Origin of the sequence: Streptomyces sp. NPDC048636 (assembly GCF_040650655.1) — a bacterium.
Lineage (GTDB): Bacteria > Actinomycetota > Actinomycetes > Streptomycetales > Streptomycetaceae > Streptomyces.
In genome coordinates this window covers 47227-65832 of sequence record NZ_JBEZHR010000010.1, presented here as the reverse complement: position 1 = coordinate 65832, position 18606 = coordinate 47227, and the positions used below count along the sequence as shown (strand labels likewise).

17 protein-coding genes and 5 tRNA genes are annotated in these 18606 nt (G+C 73.6%); 14 read left to right on the top strand and 8 right to left on the bottom strand.

Annotation, left to right across the window (positions count from 1 at the left end):
• Positions 1–13 precede the first annotated feature (13 nt).
• From AB0C66_RS25250 to AB0C66_RS25230, 5 genes are all read left to right on the top strand, one after another.
• Positions 14–661 (top strand): GNAT family N-acetyltransferase, encoded by a 648-nt coding sequence (locus AB0C66_RS25250; RefSeq protein WP_362442827.1) that lies wholly within the window; start codon positions 14–16, stop codon positions 659–661.
• Positions 662–913: 252 nt separating this feature from the next.
• Positions 914–2170: a precorrin-6y C5,15-methyltransferase (decarboxylating) subunit CbiE gene (gene cbiE, locus AB0C66_RS25245; RefSeq protein ID WP_362442824.1), complete on the top strand. Its 1257-nt coding sequence runs from the start codon at positions 914–916 to the stop codon at positions 2168–2170.
• A gap of 279 nt (positions 2171–2449) precedes the next feature.
• The gene (gene cobT, locus AB0C66_RS25240; protein WP_362442821.1) at positions 2450–6355 is read left to right on the top strand and encodes a nicotinate-nucleotide--dimethylbenzimidazole phosphoribosyltransferase; all 3906 of its coding nucleotides are present in this window, start codon (positions 2450–2452) and stop codon (positions 6353–6355) included.
• Positions 6356–6463: 108 nt separating this feature from the next.
• A complete protein-coding gene (gene cobA / locus AB0C66_RS25235) occupies positions 6464–7684 on the top strand; it encodes a uroporphyrinogen-III C-methyltransferase (RefSeq protein ID WP_362442818.1) in 1221 nt (406 codons plus the stop codon).
• A gap of 86 nt (positions 7685–7770) precedes the next feature.
• Complete coding sequence (locus tag AB0C66_RS25230; protein WP_362442815.1) at positions 7771–8589, top strand: RNA methyltransferase; 819 nt, start codon at positions 7771–7773, stop codon at positions 8587–8589.
• A gap of 55 nt (positions 8590–8644) precedes the next feature.
• On the opposite strand, the gene AB0C66_RS25225 is transcribed toward AB0C66_RS25230, so the two are convergent.
• The gene (locus AB0C66_RS25225; RefSeq protein ID WP_362442812.1) at positions 8645–9961 is read right to left on the bottom strand and encodes a serine/threonine-protein kinase; all 1317 of its coding nucleotides are present in this window, start codon (positions 9959–9961) and stop codon (positions 8645–8647) included.
• Positions 9962–10234: 273 nt separating this feature from the next.
• On the opposite strand from AB0C66_RS25225, the gene AB0C66_RS25220 reads away from it, so the two are divergent.
• The 4 genes from AB0C66_RS25220 (at position 10235) to AB0C66_RS25205 (ending at position 12746) form a co-directional block, all read left to right on the top strand.
• Positions 10235–10483: a hypothetical protein gene (locus AB0C66_RS25220; RefSeq protein WP_362442809.1), complete on the top strand. Its 249-nt coding sequence runs from the start codon at positions 10235–10237 to the stop codon at positions 10481–10483.
• A 283-nt stretch (positions 10484–10766) separates the two neighbouring features.
• Positions 10767–10973 (top strand): hypothetical protein, encoded by a 207-nt coding sequence (locus tag AB0C66_RS25215; protein ID WP_362442806.1) that lies wholly within the window; start codon positions 10767–10769, stop codon positions 10971–10973.
• Positions 10974–11463: 490 nt separating this feature from the next.
• Positions 11464–12381, top strand: a complete 918-nt coding sequence (locus tag AB0C66_RS25210) for a phosphotransferase (RefSeq protein ID WP_362443304.1) — start codon at positions 11464–11466, stop codon at positions 12379–12381.
• Between the two features lie 65 nt (positions 12382–12446).
• The gene (locus AB0C66_RS25205; RefSeq protein ID WP_362442803.1) at positions 12447–12746 is read left to right on the top strand and encodes a zf-TFIIB domain-containing protein; all 300 of its coding nucleotides are present in this window, start codon (positions 12447–12449) and stop codon (positions 12744–12746) included.
• A gap of 69 nt (positions 12747–12815) precedes the next feature.
• Here the strand turns inward: AB0C66_RS25205 and AB0C66_RS25200 are convergent.
• The 5 genes from AB0C66_RS25200 to AB0C66_RS25180 all read right to left on the bottom strand — a co-directional run bounded on the left by AB0C66_RS25200 (position 12816) and on the right by AB0C66_RS25180 (position 13252).
• Positions 12816–12887, bottom strand: a tRNA-Val gene (locus AB0C66_RS25200).
• Positions 12888–12909: 22 nt separating this feature from the next.
• Positions 12910–12981 (bottom strand) — tRNA-Val (locus AB0C66_RS25195).
• Between the two features lie 24 nt (positions 12982–13005).
• A tRNA-Val gene (locus tag AB0C66_RS25190) sits at positions 13006–13077 on the bottom strand.
• A gap of 1 nt (position 13078) precedes the next feature.
• Positions 13079–13149: transfer RNA gene (locus tag AB0C66_RS25185), tRNA-Cys, on the bottom strand.
• 30 nt (positions 13150–13179) lie between these two features.
• Positions 13180–13252 (bottom strand) — tRNA-Gly (locus tag AB0C66_RS25180).
• A gap of 182 nt (positions 13253–13434) precedes the next feature.
• Between AB0C66_RS25180 and AB0C66_RS25175 the strand changes: the two genes are divergently transcribed.
• The 3 genes from AB0C66_RS25175 (at position 13435) to AB0C66_RS25165 (ending at position 16294) form a co-directional block, all read left to right on the top strand.
• Positions 13435–14505 carry a chorismate-binding protein gene (locus AB0C66_RS25175; RefSeq protein ID WP_362442801.1) on the top strand — a complete coding sequence of 357 codons (1071 nt, stop codon included), beginning with the start codon at positions 13435–13437 and terminating at the stop codon, positions 14503–14505.
• Complete coding sequence (locus AB0C66_RS25170) at positions 14502–15332, top strand: aminodeoxychorismate lyase (RefSeq protein ID WP_362442797.1); 831 nt, start codon at positions 14502–14504, stop codon at positions 15330–15332. Before AB0C66_RS25175 ends, AB0C66_RS25170 begins: the two co-directional genes overlap by 4 nt.
• 116 nt (positions 15333–15448) lie before the next feature.
• Complete coding sequence (locus AB0C66_RS25165; RefSeq protein WP_362442794.1) at positions 15449–16294, top strand: GNAT family N-acetyltransferase; 846 nt, start codon at positions 15449–15451, stop codon at positions 16292–16294.
• Positions 16295–16328: 34 nt separating this feature from the next.
• On the opposite strand, the gene AB0C66_RS25160 is transcribed toward AB0C66_RS25165, so the two are convergent.
• On the bottom strand, positions 16329–16841 hold the full coding sequence (locus AB0C66_RS25160; protein ID WP_362442791.1) for a DsbA family protein: 513 nt from the start codon (positions 16839–16841) through the stop codon (positions 16329–16331).
• A gap of 180 nt (positions 16842–17021) precedes the next feature.
• Here AB0C66_RS25160 and AB0C66_RS25155 point away from each other — a divergent pair, with 180 nt between their 5' ends.
• Complete coding sequence (locus tag AB0C66_RS25155; RefSeq protein WP_362442788.1) at positions 17022–17516, top strand: hypothetical protein; 495 nt, start codon at positions 17022–17024, stop codon at positions 17514–17516.
• A gap of 69 nt (positions 17517–17585) precedes the next feature.
• Complete coding sequence (locus AB0C66_RS25150; RefSeq protein ID WP_362442786.1) at positions 17586–17756, top strand: hypothetical protein; 171 nt, start codon at positions 17586–17588, stop codon at positions 17754–17756.
• A 17-nt stretch (positions 17757–17773) separates the two neighbouring features.
• Here the strand turns inward: AB0C66_RS25150 and AB0C66_RS25145 are convergent, their stop codons facing one another.
• Complete coding sequence (locus AB0C66_RS25145) at positions 17774–18346, bottom strand: CGNR zinc finger domain-containing protein (RefSeq protein WP_362443301.1); 573 nt, start codon at positions 18344–18346, stop codon at positions 17774–17776.
• Between the last annotated feature and the right edge of the window lie 260 nt (positions 18347–18606).

Sequence of the window (18606 nt, the reverse complement as noted above, 5' to 3'; positions counted from 1 at the left end):
TACGGAGCGGCGCATGACATCCACCTTCCCGGACATCTCCATCAGCACCGAACGCCTGGTGCTGCGCCCGTTCGAGGAAGCGGACGTACCCGCGCTCGCGGACATGATGACCGACGAGCTCGTGGTCGCCTGGACCAGGGCGCCCTATCCGTACACCCAGCGCGACGCACGCGATCAGGCGCTGCGGCTCGCCCCGGCCGAACGCACCACCGGCCGCGGAATCGTCTTCGCCGTCGCCGAATTCCTCACCCAGCGACTGGTGGGAATCGTCCATCTGCGCAATACCGACTGGCGGGTTCTGGGCGCGGAGGTCAGCTATATCACCGCGCCCTGGGCGCGCGGTGAGGGCTATGCCTCCGAGTCGGTGCTCGCCGTCGCCCGCTGGCTCTTCCACGACCAGAAGTTCGAGCGGCTGGAGTTGCGCACCGCGGCCGACAACACCGCCGCCCAGCAGGTGGCCCAGAAGATCGGCTGCATCAGCGAGGGCGTACTGCGCAACGCCGGGATAGCCCGCACCCAGACGGAGGACGGCGGCTGGACGGATCTCCGCACCGACCTCATCGTCTGGAGCCTGCTCGCCGAGGACCTCGACGGGATTCCCGAATCCATGGCGGGATCCGACGGTTTCGGCGGCTATCCCACCTACTCCGATTGGGGCTGACCCGGCCCGGCGCGCCCCTCGCGCCCCCGGCGCACCACCGCGTGCCATGCCCCCGCTCCGGCGGTCCGGACCAAGCGGGGTAATCTGCCCGAGCCCGCGTACCCACGTACCGGCCGCCCGAGCCGGACCCGCGCCACCCGGGCGTCCGCGTACCTGGCCGCCCGCGAACCCTCGCGAGCGCACCCCGCCGCACCCGCGGCACACCGCCGGGCGACCCGACCGATCCACCACACCCAGGGGAGACAGACGACGATGGCCGACCGCGTCACGGTGATCGGCTGGGACGGCTCACCGCTCACGGACGTGGCCCGCTCCGCCCTCGGCGCGGCCACCCTCGTGGCCGGTGCCGCCCACCACCTGGCGCTGCCCGAAGTGCCACCTGGCGCCGAGCGGATCCGGCTCGGCAGCGTGGACCTCGCCGCCCGCCGCATCGCGCAGCACCGCGGCTCACCCGTGGTCCTCGCCGACGGCGACCCCGGCTTCTTCGGCGTCGTCCGCGCGCTGCGCGCCCCTGAGCACGGCCTCGAGGTCGAGGTCGTCCCCGCCGTCTCCTCCGTCGCCACCGCGTTCGCCCGCGCCGGGATGCCCTGGGACGACGCCCAGGTCGTCGTGGTCGCCCACAGCCGCGATCTGCGCCGCGCCGTCAACGTCTGCCGCGCCCACACCAAGGTCGCCGTCCTCACCTCGCCCGGCGCCGGACCCGCCGAACTCGCACTGCTCCTCGGCCCGGTGCACCGCACCTTCGTCATCTGCGAGGCCCTGGGCACGGAACGCGAGCAGGTGACCGTCCTGACCTCCGACAAGGCCGCCGACCACGCCTGGCGCGACCCCAACGTGGTCATCGTCATCGGCGGCTCCGGCACCACCCCGCCACCCGGCGGCCAGCCCACCGCGGCCGCGCGCGGCGCCCTCCAGAGCGGCGGCTGGATCGCCGGACGCGACCCCGGCTTCCCGGGCGCCGTCCGGGGCTGGGCGCTGCCCGCCCCCGCCTACGCGACGGTGCTGGGCGAGAGCGAGTCCCAGCAGCTGCGCGCCGCCCAACTCGCCCGGATCGGACCGCGGGTGGGGGACCTCGTCTGGGACATCGGGGCGGGCAGCGGCGCGGCCGCGGTGGAGACCGCCGGTTTCGGCGCCGCCGTCATCGCCGTCGACCGGGACCCGGACGCCTGTGAGCGCACCGCCACCCTCGCCCGCCGGTTCGGCGTTCAGGTCCAGGTCGTCCAGGGCGTCGCCCCCGACGTCCTCGAGGACCTGCCGGAACCGGATGTCGTGCGCATCGGCGGCGGGGGCGCGTCCGTGGTCGCCGCGTGCGCCGCGCGCCGCCCCGAGCGCATCGTCACCCACGCCACGACCCGGGACGAGGCGGAAGCCGTCGGACGGGCCCTGGAGGACGGCGGCTACGCCGTCGAATGCGTCCTGCTCCAGTCGGTCGAGTTGGACACGCGGGGGTGGACCGAACGCGAGCGCGCGGTGGCCTTCCTGCTCTGCGGCCACCGCCCGCACCAGTGATTTTGGCCCTGTGACGTTCGCCCCGAGCTTCGCCCCGGTGACCTTTCGGGGGCATCGCGCGGGGTAGGCTGGCGGATCGTTGTACTGCCTGTGCCGCTGCCCGGTGTTCGGCGCCTTATCGGTCAATGGCCGGAATATGTGCCTCCCTTGTCGGGGTCGCGGTAGGCAAGCCACGGGCGTGCTACGTGCCGCGCACGGCGCACGCTCGTTCTTCCTCAGGGGGCTTGCTCTCGGCGGTAGGCGGTTGGAAGGAGCACTAGCGATGGGCGAGGGGTACGCATGACCGACACCGGCCAGGTCCCGGGTGAGGGACAGCCGGAGAACGCAGGCGGACGACTCGGACACCCGCACCCGGCGGATGTCCACTCCCCGCCCGCCGACGCCGGTTACATCGAGCAGCCGCAGCCCGGTGCCGCTCCCTACCCCTACCTCGACCCGCAGGAGACCGGCGGTGAGGAGGACGATCTGCTGCTGATGCCCGGGGCGCAGGGTGCCTGGAGCGAGCAGCAGGCCCAGTACCAGCAGCCGTCGGCCGGGATGCCGCCGCACGGGACGGGGACGTACGAGGGCGGTGTGCCGGACCCGGCCGCGGCCGAGTACGCCGGTACGCAGATGTCCGAGCCGATGGCCATGGCGCCGCGGTCCGCCGAACCGCAGCCCCCGTCGGTTCAGCAGCCGCTGCCCCAGCCGGTCCAGCAGTCCCAGCCGCAGCCCGCGCGCAGGCCGCTGCACATGGGCCCGCCGATGCCCGACTCGTCCAATGGCGTGGTGCGTTCGCTCGCCGACCGGGGCCCGGCGTCCGCCCGGCACAACGGGACGGCTCCGCATGTCGAGCCGCCCGTGATGGAGCCGGAGCCGGAGCTGGTTCCCGAGCCCGAGGCCGTGTCCCCGGCCGGGGCACAGCCCGAGCCGCAGCCCGAGCCCGAACCTCAGCCCGAGTACGCCATGGAGCCGGAGCCGGTCCCGGAGCCGGAGCAGTCGGCGAACGGCGCGTTCGTGATGGATGCTCCGGGCGCGCCGGGCGCGGACTACGCCAGCGCGCCCGAGTACGCGGCGGGGCCGCAGTACTTCGCCGCCCCGCCCGAGACCGCTGCCCCGCTGCCCGGGCCGCAGCTCGCGGACATTCCGCAGCCGGGGGAGGCATGGGACTCCGCGCAGCCGCAGCCGCAGCCGCAGCAGCCGCAGCCCGATCCGATGCCCGCTGCCGCGCCCGAGCCCGAGCCCGAGCCGCTGCCGCTCTACGCGGAATCGGTCGGCCCTGAGGCGGCGGAGGACGTCGAGGCGCCCGAGCCGGTCCAGAGCGCGGAGATGCCCTCGGCCTCGATGCCCCCGGAGTACACCGGTCTGCCGGAGGCCGGTGAGCCGGAGTCCGGGGAGACGCCCCCGGCCGGTGTGACCATCCCGGCGCAGGGCGGCGAGCCCGTGATGGAGCCCGCCCATGTGCCCGCGCCCCACGCCGCGGCGCAGGGTGCCGACGCGGCCATGACCGAGGAGCCGGTCGTCGGTATCCCGGCCCAGATGCAGCCCGGTCCGGCGGCCGAACAGCTCGACGCACAGCCCGCCCCGGCCACCGACCCCGTGGCGGAGATCCCGGCGCAGCTGGCCCATGAGGCCGTGACCACGGCGGGCGAACCGGCCCCCGCGGCGGAAGAGGCCCCGGTGGAGTGGGCCCCGGTCGTGGAAGAGGCCACGACGTCGGCGGAGGAGACGCCGCGGCCCGCCGAGGAGGAACAGCTCGCGGACACCGTGGACACCGTGGTCACCGCGGAGCCGGTCGCGGTCGGCCCCGGTCACCCGATAGTCACGGACGAGCAGCCGCAGCCCGCCGAGGCGACCGAGTCCGTCGAGGAGCCCGTCGAGGAGGCGGCCGCGCGTCAGGAGGCCGAGGCGCTCGCGCCCGGGGCGGACGCGGTGGAGGAGGCCCGAGCGGAGGAGCCGACCGCACTCCCGCAGACGGAGGCCGCTCCGGAGGAGACCCCGCAACGGGAACTCGTTCAGCAGGACGTCGTTCGGCAGGAGCCCGTTCAGGAGGAGCCCGTTCAGGAGGAGCCCGTTCAGGAGGAGCCCGCGCAGGGCGAGTCCGTCGGAGTGGAGGCCAGCGCGGCCGAGCCCTCGCCGGAGCCCGAGCCCACGGCCGTCGAAGACGAGGCCCCCGCGGCCGAGGCCGAAGAGACCCTGGACCCGCAGGCCGTCGCCCCGGAGACGGCGGCTGCCGAAGCCGACGCCCCCACGGAGACGGAGGCGCCGCGGCCCGCCGCCGAGAACGCGTCGGCCGAGCCCGAAGCCGACCCCGAAGCCGAGGTCGAAGCCGAAAGCGGCGCGGAGCCCGAGGGGGTCGTCGACGCCGAGGAGTCCGCCCCGGCCGAGGCGCCCGACGCCGTCACCGAAACCGCCGAAGAGACCGAGCCGGAGCCGGAGCCGAAGCCGGAGCTCGAGCCCGAGCCGCTGGGCCCTCCCGCCGAGGGATACGCCGAGGCCGAGCGCGCCGCCGTCCACCGCGTGATGCGCGAGCGCCGTGACATCCGCAACGGCTTCCGTTCCGACGCCATCCCGCACGAGGTGCTGCTGCGCGTTCTCGAGGCCGCGCACACCGCGCCCAGCGTGGGCCACTCCCAGCCGTGGGACTTCGTGGTCATCCGCTCCGAGGAAACCCGGCGCACCATGCACGAGATGGCGATGCGCCAGCGCACGGCATACGCCAAATCCCTCCCCAAGGGCCGGGCCAAGCAGTTCAAGGAACTGAAGATCGAGGCGATCCTCGAGACCCCGGTCAACATCGTCGTCACCGCCGACCCGACCCGCGGCGGCCGTCACACACTGGGCCGTCACACCCAGCCCCAGATGGCGCCGTACTCCTCCGCGCTCGCCGTGGAGAACCTCTGGCTCGCGGCCCGCGCCGAGGGACTCGGCGTCGGCTGGGTCAGCTTCTTCGACGAGCGCGAGATGGTGCGGGCGCTCGGGCTGCCCGAGCACCTCGAGGTCGTCGCGTACCTGTGCGTCGGCTACGTCGACGAGTTCCCGGAGGAGCCGGAGCTGATGCGGACCGGGTGGTCCAAGCGCCGCCCGCTGTCCTGGGTCGTCCACGAGGAGACGTACGGGCGCCGCGCCCTGCCCGGCGAGGACCCGCACAATCTGCTCCAGGAGACCCTTCAGGGCATCCGCCCGCTGGACGCCAAGGCGCTCGGCGAGGCATGGGAGCGGCAGAAGCGGATGACCAAGCCGTCCGGCGCGCTCGGCATGCTGGAGATCATCTCCGCGCAGCTGAGCGGACTGTCGCGGCAGTGCCCGCCGCCGATCCCGGAGCCCGCCGCCGTGGCGATCTTCGCGGGCGACCACGGGGTGCACGCCCAGGGCGTCACCGCCTGGCCGCAGGAGGTCACCGCCCAGATGGTGGCCAACTTCCTGGGCGGCGGCGCGGTGTGCAACGCCTTCGCCGGCCAGGTCGGCGCCGAGGTGTGCGTGGTCGACGTGGGCGTGGCCAGCGATCTGCCGAGCACCCCGGGACTGCTGCCGCGCAAGGTACGGGCGGGCACCGGTGACTTCACCACCGGTCCCGCGCTGAGCCGCGAGGAGGTGCTGCGCGCCCTGGAGGTGGGCATCGAGACCGCCCGCGACCTGGTTGCCGCCGGGAACAAGGCGCTGCTCACCGGTGAGATGGGCATCGCCAACACCACCGTCTCGGCCGCCCTGGTCGCGGTGTACACCGGCGTGGACCCGGCCGAGGTGACCGGGCGCGGCACCGGTATCAACGACGAGATGCACGCCCGCAAGATCGATGTCGTACGGCGCGGTCTGGAGCTGCACCAGCCCGACCCGGCGGACCCGATCGGGGTGCTGTCCGCGTTCGGCGGTCTGGAGCACGCCGCGATGGCGGGTCTGCTGCTGGGCGGTGCGTCGCTGCGCACCCCCGTGATCCTGGACGGGGTGAGCGCGGGGGCGGCGGCCCTGGTGGCGCGGGCCATCGCTCCCGAGGTGCTGGCCGCCTGTATCGCCGGGCACCGCAGCGCGGAGCCCGGACATGTCGCGGCCCTCAACAAGCTGGGGTTGCGTCCCCTGGTCGATCTGGATCTGCGGCTCGGTGAGGGCACGGGCGCGCTGCTCGCCCTCCCGGTGGTGCAGAGCGCCGCGCGCGCGATGCACGAGGTGGCCACGTTCGACTCCGCCGGGGTCACGGAGAAGAACTGAGGCGCGTGCCCCCGCGACGTAGGGTGTCCGCGGGGGCCACGGCCCACTGTTGATCAGCCGCTCCAGTGCCGCAGCGGCAGGCATTCGCATGAGGAGAGCCGCACCGCCATGTCCGAGAACTTCGCCTACCCCGTCGGACTGCGCCTTTCCGGGCGGCGCGTCGTCGTGCTCGGAGCGGGCCAGGTCGCCCAGCGCCGGCTGCCCGCGCTGATCGCGGCGGGCGCGGACATCCTGTTGATCTCCCCGTCCGCCACCGCCTCGGTGGAGGCGATGGCCGAGGCGGGCGAGGTCCGCTGGGAGCGTCGCCGGTACCGCGCGGGCGACTTCGAGGGCGCCTGGTACGCCCTGATCACCACGGACGACCCGGAGGCCAACGCGGCCGCGTCCGCGGAGGCCGAGGAGCGCCGGGTGTGGTGTGTGCGCAGCGACGACGCCGAGGCGGCCTCGGCCTGGACACCGGCCACCGGGCGCAGCGAGGGCGTCACCGTGGCCGTGCTCACCGGACAGGACCCGCGTCGGTCGGCGGCGGTGCGGGACGCGGTGGTCGAGGGGCTGCGCGACGGCACGCTCGCCGCGCCGCGCCACCGGGCCCGCGGCCCGCGGGTGGCCCTCGTGGGCGGCGGCCCCGGCGATCCGGATCTGATCACCGTGCGCGGCCGTCGGCTGCTCGCCGAGGCGGATGTGGTCGTGGCCGACCGGCTGGGACCCCGCGATCTGCTCGATGAACTCCCGCCGCATGTCGAGGTGATCGACGCGGCGAAGATCCCGTACGGCCGTTTCATGGCCCAGGAGGCCATCAACAACGCGCTGATCGAGCACGCCAAGGCGGGCAGGGCGGTGGTCCGGCTCAAGGGCGGCGACCCGTTCGTCTTCGGCCGCGGTATGGAGGAGGCACAGGCCCTGGCCGAGGCCGGGATCCCGTGCACCGTGGTGCCCGGAGTGACCAGTGCCATCAGTGTGCCGGGCGTGGTCGGGATCCCGGTCACCCACCGCGGGGTGGCCCATGAGTTCACGGTGGTCAGCGGGCATGTGGCGCCCGAGGACCCCAGCTCGCTGGTGGACTGGTCCGCGCTCGCCCGGCTGCGCGGCACGCTGGTGCTGCTGATGGCCGTCGAGAAGATAGGGGCCATCGCCACCGCGCTCATCGGGCACGGCCGGGCCGCGGACACCCCGGTCGCGGTGATCCAGGAGGGCACCACCGCGGCCCAGCGACGGGTGGACGCCACGCTGGCCACGGTGGCGGAGACGGTGACGGCCGAGGGTGTGCGGCCGCCCGCGATCGTGGTGATCGGTGATGTGGTCACCGTCGCCTCCCCCGACCACCCCTGACCCGCGCCCCCGCGGCGTAACCGCGGGTAACGTAAATCGCGTCTGCCGCATTGGCACCGCAACCAGGACAAGGCAGTATCACTCAAGTGGCTGATCTCATCACCGTCGATGATCCCGACGACCCGCGGCTGAGCGATTACACGGGTCTGACCGATGTGGAGCTACGGCGTAAGCGGGAACCCGCCGAGGGCCTGTTCATCGCCGAGGGCGAGAAGGTGATCCGACGCGCCCGGCAGGCCGGTTACGAGATGCGCTCGATGCTGCTGTCGTCGAAGTGGGTCGACGTCATGCGCGATGTCATCGAGGACGTCCCGGCACCGGTCTACGCGGTCAGCGCCGAGCTGGCCGAGCGGGTGACGGGCTATCACGTCCACCGCGGCGCCCTCGCCTCCATGCAGCGCACCCCCCTGCCCGAGGCCGGGGACCTGCTCGCCGGAGCCCGGCGCGTCGCCATCATGGAATCCGTCAACGACCACACCAACATAGGCGCGATCTTCCGCAGCGCGGCCGCCCTCGGTATGGACGCGGTGCTGCTCTCCCCGGACTGTGCCGATCCGCTCTACCGGCGCTCGGTCAAGGTCTCGATGGGCGCCGTCTTCTCCGTTCCCTACGCCCGGCTGGAGACCTGGCCGCGCGGACTGGAGTCGGTGCGCGAGGCGGGCTTCACCATCCTCGCCCTGACCCCCGACGAGAAGGCCACCAGCATCGACGACGCGGCCCCGCACCGGCTGGACCGCGTCGCCCTGATGCTGGGCGCCGAGGGCGACGGCCTCTCCGCGCAGGCGCTGATGGCGGCGGACGAATGGGTCCGCATCCCGATGGCCCACGGCGTGGACTCGCTCAACGTGGGCGCGGCCGCGGCGGTCGCCTTCTACGCGGTGACCGCGGGCCGCCCCCAGCACTGACCGACCGGACGCGAGCCCGCGGGGCACCGGGCGCGGGGGCGCTCGGCGCGGGGGCCTAACGCCACCCGCCGGCGTGGCCGGTCGTGGCGGAGACGCCGGGCGACGCCGGTGGGGTGCCCAGTCCGTTCGCCGGGCCCTCACAGCCCTGCGCCGCGGCGATCCCCAGCGCCACCAGCAGTGTCACCACCACGAATACGGTCAGCCGCTGCCGCAGCAGCCGGGGGTTCGGGCCGCCCGGCCGCCGCCCGTTCGGCGTCGTCCGCACGGTACGGGCGGGCGGGCCCGGGCGGCGGCGCTGCGCGCCAGGACGCGCCGGGGTGTTCCGCCCCGTCGCACGCCCCGCACCCGTACCGGCCCCCGGACGGGGCGACGAACCCCGCGAGGCGGAACCCCGGGACGGTGTCCCCCGGGGCGCCGGAGTGCCCCCCGGCCGCCGCTCGGTGTGCTGCTCCGCGTACTGGTCGGCGCGCCGCCCGGTGGGCCTGGAGTCGGCCGGGCCGTACGAGCCGCCGTACGGCTGCTGCCCCTGGCCGTGCCCCTCGCCCTGCCCATGCGCCTCGCGCGCCGCGATCTCCTTGAGCCGCAGCGACAGTTGCAGGGTGCTCGGCCGGTCCTCCGGATCCTTCGCCAGACAGGCGTGGAGCAGCGGAGCCAGTGCGTCCGGAACTCCGATCAGCTGAGGCTCCTCGTGCACCACCCGGTACAGCATCACCTCGGAACTCCCGTGCCCGAAGGGGGAGTCGGCCGTCGAGGTGTAGGCGAGCGTGGCGCCCAGCGCGAAGACGTCGGTCGCCGGGGTCACCGTGGCGCCCCGCACCTGCTCGGGCGCGAGGAAGCCGGGGGAGCCGACCGCCGTACCGACGTGGGTCAGTGTGCTGGCCCCGGTCGCCCAGGCGATGCCGAAGTCGATGATCCGCGGGCCCTTGGGGGAGAGCAGGATGTTCGACGGCTTGAGGTCGCGGTGGACCACCCCGGCCTCGTGGACCGCCAACAGCCCCTCGGCCAGCGCCGACCCGATCGAGGCGACCTGCGCCGCGGGCAGCGGGCCCTCCTCGTTCACCTTGTCGTGCAGGGACGGACCCGGCACGTACTGGGTGGCGAACCACGGGCGGTCGGCCTCGAGGTCGGCCGCCACCAGACGCGCCGTACAGCCGCCGCGGATCCGCCGGGCGGCCGACACCTCACGGGCGAACCGGGACCGGAACTCCCGGTCCTCGGCCAGATCCGGCCGGATCACCTTCAGCGCCACGCGCTGCCCGCGCCGGTCGGAACCGAGGTAGACCACCCCCATACCGCCGGCACCGAGCCGTCGGTGAAGGCGGAAGGAACCGACGACACGCGGGTCCTCGCGCCGGAGCCGCATCATCGCCATGTCCGTCCCCTGCCTCCGGGTGGGGCGGGCCCTCCCGGGCCCTGGTGCGAGCCCTCGTGGGGAGCCCCATCCGCTGCCGTCCACTGCCGTCCGTCTGACGTGCACAGCTTACGGATTGACGGCCCCGTGCGCTCAGAGGCCGCGCATGCGTCGTCCGACGGATTGTCAGTCCCCCCTGAGATCCTGGAGATGTGGGCCGGAGAGGTGGCAGTCGGCGCCCGTGCCCATGTGTGCGTGATCTCAAGGAGCCGTCTCAGAAGGGGGATTGAGACCGTGAAGGGTGACCGTGTGGAGATAGTGGTGGACGCCGGGGATACGACCCGGACGTATGACGTCACGGCGAGCAGGGCGGGCCGCCGGGTGGAGACGGCGGTCCGGCGCGGGGTGGTGGAAGTGAGCGAAGTCACCCGTAATGGGTCCGTTGTGCGCACCGCGCGTTTCCTGTCCGCCCGGGTGCTGGCCCTGGTGGAGCAGCCGATGCCGCGGAGCGGTGGAGAAGAGGGGGAGGGCGAGGACGCCTGACGGGCGGAGGGCGGGCGCCGGGGGCGGGCCGCTGCCCGTCCCCGCTGCCCCGGTCCGCTCGCCCGGGCCCCTTCCGGGATGACCCCGGTGCGGAGGGACACATCTCCACCCAGGGGAGTACGCACGGCCGCCCGGGGTCATCCTCCGGGAGGCCCGTCAATCGGTACGAAGGCATGACGCCGAGCACCTCGGTGCGCCCCTAATGTTGTCGTCAAGCGGCGGGCGCAGCACTCGTCCCCCGAGGTCAGACGCTCGCCGCCCCAGATGTGAAGGAGGAAGGACGATGGCGGACACGGCTGGACGTACGGTCTTCCACGCGCGGCGGCGCCGAGGCACCGAAGCGTTCGCCAGCCCCACACCGGGCACCCGTCATCCCCTGGTCGCGGTGGCCATGGTGCTGCCGCTGGCCGTCCTGCTGAGCATCGCCTTCGGCGGCTGGGAAGCCGTCGTCACACAAGCGTCGTCCGTGGCGGGAATGTTGGGGCGCTGAGCGCTCCGGGTCCAGGAGAGCGGCCTGGGCCGGGGACTTCCTGTCATCAACCCCGTGGGGACGGGGGTGCGGCGGACGGCACGAGTGCCCGGACAGCTGGGGAGCTGTCCGGGCATCGCGCCGTTCAGGGCTGCGTTGGGTCTCCGGGTCGGGGGGAGTCTGCCCCCGGGAGCCCGGTCGCGGCGGCCGGTCGCCGTCTCGCGGCCGTCGGTGCGTACGCCCAGGCCGAGGAGTTGTCCAGGCTTCGCGTCGCACGGAGCCCCCGCGGGCAGTCACGGGTCACCAGGCACAGCCGAGCCCGGCACGCCGTGCCGCTACGAGCCGGGGCTCGGCCCCGAGGTCCCGCCGTCGTGCCGCGACGAACCGGGTCCGGGCCGAGACCACCGTCCCGGCGCCGTCGCCGAACCAGCGGACCCCGCCCCTCAGCGGGTGGTTAGGATCCGGACCACGTCGTCATACAGGGGGAGCCGTGAGCACAGCGCGGACATGGCTGGCCGACGCCGCCGGACGGCTCCGCCCCGACTCCCGCGATGAGGCGGTGGTCCTCGCGGACCGCCCCGATGGCACCGTCGTCCGCCGGGGCGCGGTCGTCGCCAAGGCCCATGCGCCGGAGGCCGATCCGGCCGCGCTGGCCGCCCGGCTGTACGTCGCCGCACATCCGCGCTGTGCCGGGACCCTGCTCGCCCCGCTGTCGGAGGCGGTCGATGTCTCGCCCGACGGACGGCGGATCACCCTGTGGCCGTACGGCGAACCGGTCGCGCCGGACGCGCCCGAGGCCGCACCCTGGGCGGAGGCGGGGACGCTGCTCGCGCGGCTGCACACCGTCCCGCCCACCGCACTCCCCGGCCCGCTGCCGCCGATGCGCGGTCCCGCCAAGGCGGCCCGTGCGATGGCCCGGCTCCGGGCGGCGGCCATCGCCCCGGATCCCCGGCTGACCGCCGCCGCGCGGGCGGTGGAGCGGGCCTGGGCGGGGCTGCCCGGATGGGCGCGCGCGGCAGACGGGCACGGAACGGCCGGATCCGGCTCCGCCGCGCTCTGCCACGGCGACTTCCACCTCGGCCAACTCGTCCGGCACCACGGCCGCTGGCTGCTGATCGACGTCGATGACCTCGGCCTGGGCGACCCCGGCTGGGACCTGGCGCGCCCCGCGGCCTGGTACGCCGCCGGGCTGCTCGCGCCCGGGGACTGGGAGCGGTTCCTCGGGGCGTACCGCGCCGCGGGCGGTACGGCGGCGGGACCGGACGACCCGTGGCCCCGCCTCGACGTACCGGCCCGGGCACTCACCGCGCAGACCGCCGCACTCGCCCTGGCCAAGGCGGCCACCGCGGGGCGGGCGTTGGACGAGGCGGAGGAGGCCATGGTCGACGCCTGTGTGCGCATCGCCCGGCTCAGCGAGGCCGTAGGGTGAACTCACCGCGGCCGGGCGGATGTTCCGGCGGCGTTTTGTCCGTACTTGAGGGAGATGAGCGGACCATGCAGTGTCCCAAGTGTCATGCGCCGATGCATACGTACAACCGCAACGGCGTGCAGATAGAGCAGTGCAGCGGCTGCCGGGGGATCTTTCTGGACTACGGGGAGCTTGAGGCGCTGACCCGACTGGAATCGCAGTGGACCCAGCAGGCACCGCCGGTGCCGCCGGGGCCGCCCGCCCCCGGCGCACCGCAGGGATACCCGGCCGCACCCGCGTGGGGCGCGCCGCTCCACGGCCACCACGGTCATCACGGCCACCACAAGCATCAGCGCGGTTTCGGCCACATGCTCTTCTCGTCATGAGGTCATGAGGTGAGGACATGAAACGGCGGAGGGCCGGAGCTGATCGCTCCGGCCCTCCGCCGATCGGTGTGGACGATACTGGGATTGAACCAGTGACCTCTTCCGTGTCAGGGAAGCGCTCTCCCGCTGAGCTAATCGTCCTGGGGACCGCGTGTGTACTGCGTGCGCGATACTGGGATTGAACCAGTGACCTCTTCCGTGTCAGGGAAGCGCTCTCCCGCTGAGCTAATCGCGCGAGAGGGGCCCCTGAGGGCCCCAGTGGACGATACTGGGATTGAACCAGTGACCTCTTCCGTGTCAGGGAAGCGCTCTCCCGCTGAGCTAATCGTCCGAGGTGGAGACGGGATTTGAACCCGTGTAGACGGCTTTGCAGGCCGTTGCCTCGCCTCTCGGCCACTCCACCAAGCGCGGGGGTATGGAAGCCCCCACTCCGAGCGGACGACGAGATTCGAACTCGCGACCCTCACCTTGGCAAGGTGATGCTCTACCAACTGAGCCACGTCCGCAGATGTCGATTCCCGGGGCGCTTCCGCACCCCGGCGACGTGTTGAACTCTAGCGGATTCCCGGGCCAGCTCAAATTCCGTTTCCGCAGCGTGCTGCCCTGCTGATGCGGTGCCCTCCCGCCCGGGGCCCCGCCCCCGTCCCCTCCGAAGCCCCTGTGACCAGGGCGCCATAGACTCACAACCGTGCACAACCTGCCCCCTCTCGCCCGCTTCGGCGGCCTGCTCGCCACTGATCTTCGTGATGTGACCAGTGATCCCTCGGCGCTGGACTCCCGGGGTTTCTGGGCCGTTGTCGCGGACTTCGAGGGCAGTACGGTCTGTGCCCGCTTCGGTGACGTACGGTCCGCGCCCGTGCCCGCCCCGGTGCCCGGTGCCTGGCGCGGCCCCCGGCCGGGGGACTGGACCTCCTCCCTGGACCGGGCCGCCTACACCGAGGGCGTACGGCGTATACGGCGCCATATCGCCGCCGGTGAGGTCTACCAGGTCAATCTGTGCCGGGTGCTGTCCGCGCCGCTGCCCGACCCGGACGCGGCCGATGTGGACGCGCTGACGGCCCTGCTGGCCCTGGGCAACCCCGCCCCGTACGCCGGGACGGTCCGGCTGCCCGCCCACGGGGTGGAGGTGGCCACCGCCTCGCCCGAGCTGTTCCTGCGCCGCACCGGCCGCACCGTGGAGTCCGGTCCGATCAAGGGCACCGGCCGGAGCCCGGCGGATCTGCTGGAGAAGGACCACGCGGAGAACGTGATGATCGTGGACCTGGTCCGCAACGACCTGGGGCGGGTCTGCGCCACCGGTTCGGTGACCGTCCCCGCGCTCTGCGCGATCGAACCGCACCCCGGACTGGTCCACCTCGTCTCCACGGTCCGGGGTGAGCTGGCCGACGGGGCGGGCTGGCCGGAACTGCTCGCCGCGTCCTTCCCGCCCGGCTCGGTCAGCGGTGCGCCCAAGTCCAGCGCCCTGGGCGTCATAGAGCGGCTGGAGACCGCGCCCCGCGGCCCGTACTGCGGTGCGGTCGGCTGGGTGGACGCCGACCGGGGCACCGCCGAGCTCGCCGTCGGCATCCGGACGTTCTGGATGGACCGGCCGCCGCCCGGCCCTGGCGGTGGCGGCGCCGTGCTGCGCTTCGGGACCGGGGCCGGAATCACCTGGGGCTCCGACCCGGAGGACGAATGGGAGGAAACGGAACTGAAGGCGGCCCGGCTGCTCGCGGTAGCGTCGGATGTACAGCAGCCGACGGGAAGGGCGACACGATGACGACGCTCACGATCTGGCTCGACGGATCTCTGCGCGAGGCCGACACCGCCCGGGTTTCGGTGTTCGACCACGGACTGACGGTCGGCGACGGTGTCTTCGAGACGATCAAGGCCGTCGAGGGACGTCCCTTCGCCCTCACCCGCCATCTGCGGCGGCTGGCCCGCTCCGCCCACGGTCTGGGCCTGCCGGAGCCGGACCAGGACGAGGTGCGGCACGCTTGTGAGGCGGTCCTCAAGGCCAACCCCATGGCGCTCGGACGGCTGCGGATCACCTACACCGGCGGCTTCTCCCCGCTGGGCTCGGACCGCGGCACCGAGGGGCCCACGCTGGTGGTCGCCGCGGTCGAGACCGAGCGGCGACCCGACACCACGGCCGTGGTCACCGTTCCCTGGGCGCGCAACGAGCGCGGGGCGCTCACCGGCCTGAAGACCACCTCGTACGGCGAGAACGTGGTCGCCCTCGCCCGCGCCCGGGAACACCGGGCCAGCGAGGCGCTGTTCGGCAACACGGTCGGCGCCCTGTGCGAGGGCACCGGCTCCAATGTCTTCGTGGCCCTCGACGGCGAGCTGTACACCCCGCCGCTCACCTCCGGCTGTCTCGCGGGCATCACCCGTGCCCTCGTCCTGGACTGGGTGGGCGCGCGGGAGGCCGACCTGCCGCTCGATGTGCTGGGGCGGGCCGAGGAGGTCTTCCTGACCTCCACCACGCGCGATGTGCAGGCGGTGCACCGGGTGGACGACCGCGCCGTGCCGGGCGCCCCCGGGCCCGTCACCGCCAAGGCCATGCGGATCTTCACCGAGCGGGCGGCGGCGGACATCGACCCGTGACGGCCGCCCGTCGGCCCACCGGACCGTGACCGGCTTCCTGACCGACGCCGCCGTGGCGCCCGAAGATCCGCCGAAAATCTGATGACGGGCGCGCACCGGGCGGGTACAACACCAACGTGACCACCACCCTGCGGCCCACCGGGCCCGAACAGCGCACCGACGGCGGCGGACGTGCCCGCTCGTACGAGGTGTGCGTCAACAGCCGCCCCGTCGGCACCGTCCGCCTCGCCACCGACGCCAAGCTGGGCCCGGCGGCCGGCCGCATCGAGCACCTCGGCGTCGACGAGGCGGACCGGCACCGCGGCCGCGGTACGGTCGCCGCCCTCGCCGCCGAGGAGGTGCTGCGCGGCTGGGGCTGCGCCCAGCTCCTGGCGACCGTGCCCGCGTCGGCCACCACCGCCCTGGGGCTCGCCACCGCCCTCGGCTACCGCGAGCGCGGCCGCAATATGGTCAAGCGGCTGACCGAGCCGCCCGCGCTCCCCGCGGGCAGCGGGATCCGGTCGCTCACGGAGGCCGAGTACCCGGCCTGGTACGCCCACGAGCGGGCCGACTACATCGGGGAGCTGCGCGAGCGCGGGTTGAGCGAGACGCAGGCCGAGGCCAAGGCGGACCACGACTACACGACGCTGCTGCCGCGGGGCAGGGACACCGCCGGCGTCCGGCTGCGCGTCCTCGTCCACGACGGCGCCGATGTGGGCACCCTGTGGGTCGCGCTGCGCGAGGGGGCGGCGGACGCCGCGGAGGCGGGGGAGGCGTATGTGTTCTCCGTCGAGGTGGCCGAGGAGCACCGCGGCCGCGGTCACGGCCGCACGCTGATGCTGGCCGCCGAGCGTGACGCGCTGGCGGAGGGCGCCCGCAGCCTGGGACTTCATGTCTTCGGCGGCAACACCCCCGCGCTGCGGCTGTACGAGTCCCTCGGCTACGAGCCCGTCGAGTACCAGCTGTTCAAACCGCTGCTGTAGGACCGGCGCTCCGGACCACGGGGCTTCCCGCGGGTCAGGAACGCCCGTCCAGCAGCCGGACGGCGATCTCCTCGATCCGCGCCCGCAGCCCCTCCTGGCTCTTGCCGCCGTCGAGCCGCTCACCGCCGATCACATAGGTGGGGGTGCCGGTCACCCCGATCGCCTTGCCCTCGGCCTGGTCCGCGTCCACGATCAGGATGTGCCGCCCGTCGATCAGCGCGGTGTCCATCTCCTCGTCGTCCAGGCCCAGTTCACGGGCGATCTCCACGAGCAGCAGCTCACCCCGCTCGGCCAGCTCCTCGGTGCGCGCCAGTACGGCCTCGGTGTACGGCCAGCCCTGGCCCTGTGCGAGGGCCTCCTCGGCCGCCTGCGCCGCGGCGTGGGCGTGACGGTGCCGCTCCAGCGGGAAGTGCCGCAGCCGGATCTCCAGGGTGTCCCCGAAGCGGTCGCGCAGCGCGCGCAGGTCCGCCAGCGCCGTACGGCAGTCGGGGCATTGCAATTCGCACCACACATCGAGTACGGCGGTCGCGGGGTCGGTGTCGCTCATGGGGTCAGTCTTCCAGCCCGCCGCCGTGGGACGGCACCCGGAGGGAGCTCGGCCCGGGGGAGGAGCCCGTCCCGGAGATCTCCCTGATCCCGCGCCCCGGCCGTGGCCCCTTCCGCCCCCGGGGGTGCACGATGGAGGGACCGGACATCCGTCCCGGCATCCACCGGCAGGAGGCCCCCGATGCTGACCGACACCGTCTGTGCCGCGCTCTCCGCGGCCGGTCTGGGCATCGCCGGTGTGACCGCTTACCGCAAGCGGTTCCTGGCCGCGGCCCGGATCGCCGCCTACGCGCTGCTGCCGCTGGGCCTGGCGATGACCGGCGTCCTGGACTGGATCACAGACCTGGTCTTCAAGCCGACCGTCTGGGCGGGCTTCGCCGTGCTGGGGCTCTCCTGGGCGCTGTTCATGGTGACCCGGGCCGTCGAGCGCCGCCGGGGCGGCACCCGGAAGGAGCGCCGCGCGGCCGCCGCGGCCGAGCGGGGCGGTGCGCTGGCCCCCGCCGCCTCCGATCCCGCGCTCGGCGCATCCGACGACAAGGCGGCCAAGGCGGCCAAGGCGGTGAAAGCCAGCAGGTCGGCCAAGGCGTCCGGGGGGTCGAAGAGCAAGGCTGGAACCGGCTCGGACACAGAAGATTTCTCAGACATCGAGGCGATTCTCAAAAAGCACGGAATCTGACGAACTACCGGTCAAAATCGGCACGATGGTCGCAGCTGGGGTCGGCGCTGGGCCATGATCTGCCGCGAGATGCTGCAAACACCTGGGGAGCAGTCCCCCATCGAAGGCCCCCCTGTACCACCGAGCGAGGAGTCACGTGGCTGCCTCTTCGCCCTCTCCCAGCCGCCGCTGATGCTTTTCCTGGCGGTCATAGGCACCCTGCTCGTCGTCACCGCCCTGCACGACCTCTACCGGTGGTGAGAGCGCCGTACACCGGCTCAGCCGGTGGCCGCCTCCCGGCGGCGCGCCCGGTAGGCGGCGACATGCAGCCGGTTTCCGCAGGTGCGGCTGTCGCAGTAGCGCCGGGAGCGATTGCGGGACAGATCCACGAACGCGTGGCGGCAGTCCGGGGCCTCACAGCGCCGCAGCCGCTCCCGCTCGCCCGCCACCACCAGGAACGCCAGCGCCATGCCACCGTCGGCCGCGAGGTGGTCGGAGACCGACGCGCCCGGCGCGAAGTAGTGCACATGCCAGTCGTAGCCGTCGTGATCGGTGAGCCGGGGTGTGGTCCCGGCCTCGGCGATCATCGCGTTGAGCAGTTCGGCCGCGCGCTGGGTGTCACCGGCGTCCTCGGCCGCGGCGAAGACCTCGGCGAACCGGGACCGCACGGTGCGTACGGCGGTCAGATCACGCTCACCGAGCGTGCCGGTGTCGCTGATCGCATGGCGGTCGACAAAGCCGCGCAGGCCGTCGACATCGGTGAGTCCGTCCGTCTCCGCGCCCTCGGGCGCGGTGTTCACCAGATCGACGACCATGTCGAGCGCACACCGGGTGTCGTGATTGATCAGCACCATTGGCTCCCTGACCGGCCGGGTCGGAGGCTGCTTGGACCGCCCCTCGGTCCGACCGACTCTAGCGGCGTGCGGCGCGCGGTGTGACACCGCGTGCCGTCAGGGGGTCACACACGGTGGTGCCGTCGCCGCGGGCGGTCCCGCGGCGACGGCACCGTCGCCTGCGCTGTGTCGTGTCGGAATGCCATGGTCGGGATGTCACTACCGGAAATGTGGTCTCCCGGCTCGCGCCGTCTCCCCGAGTCGGACGGCCGCGCGCT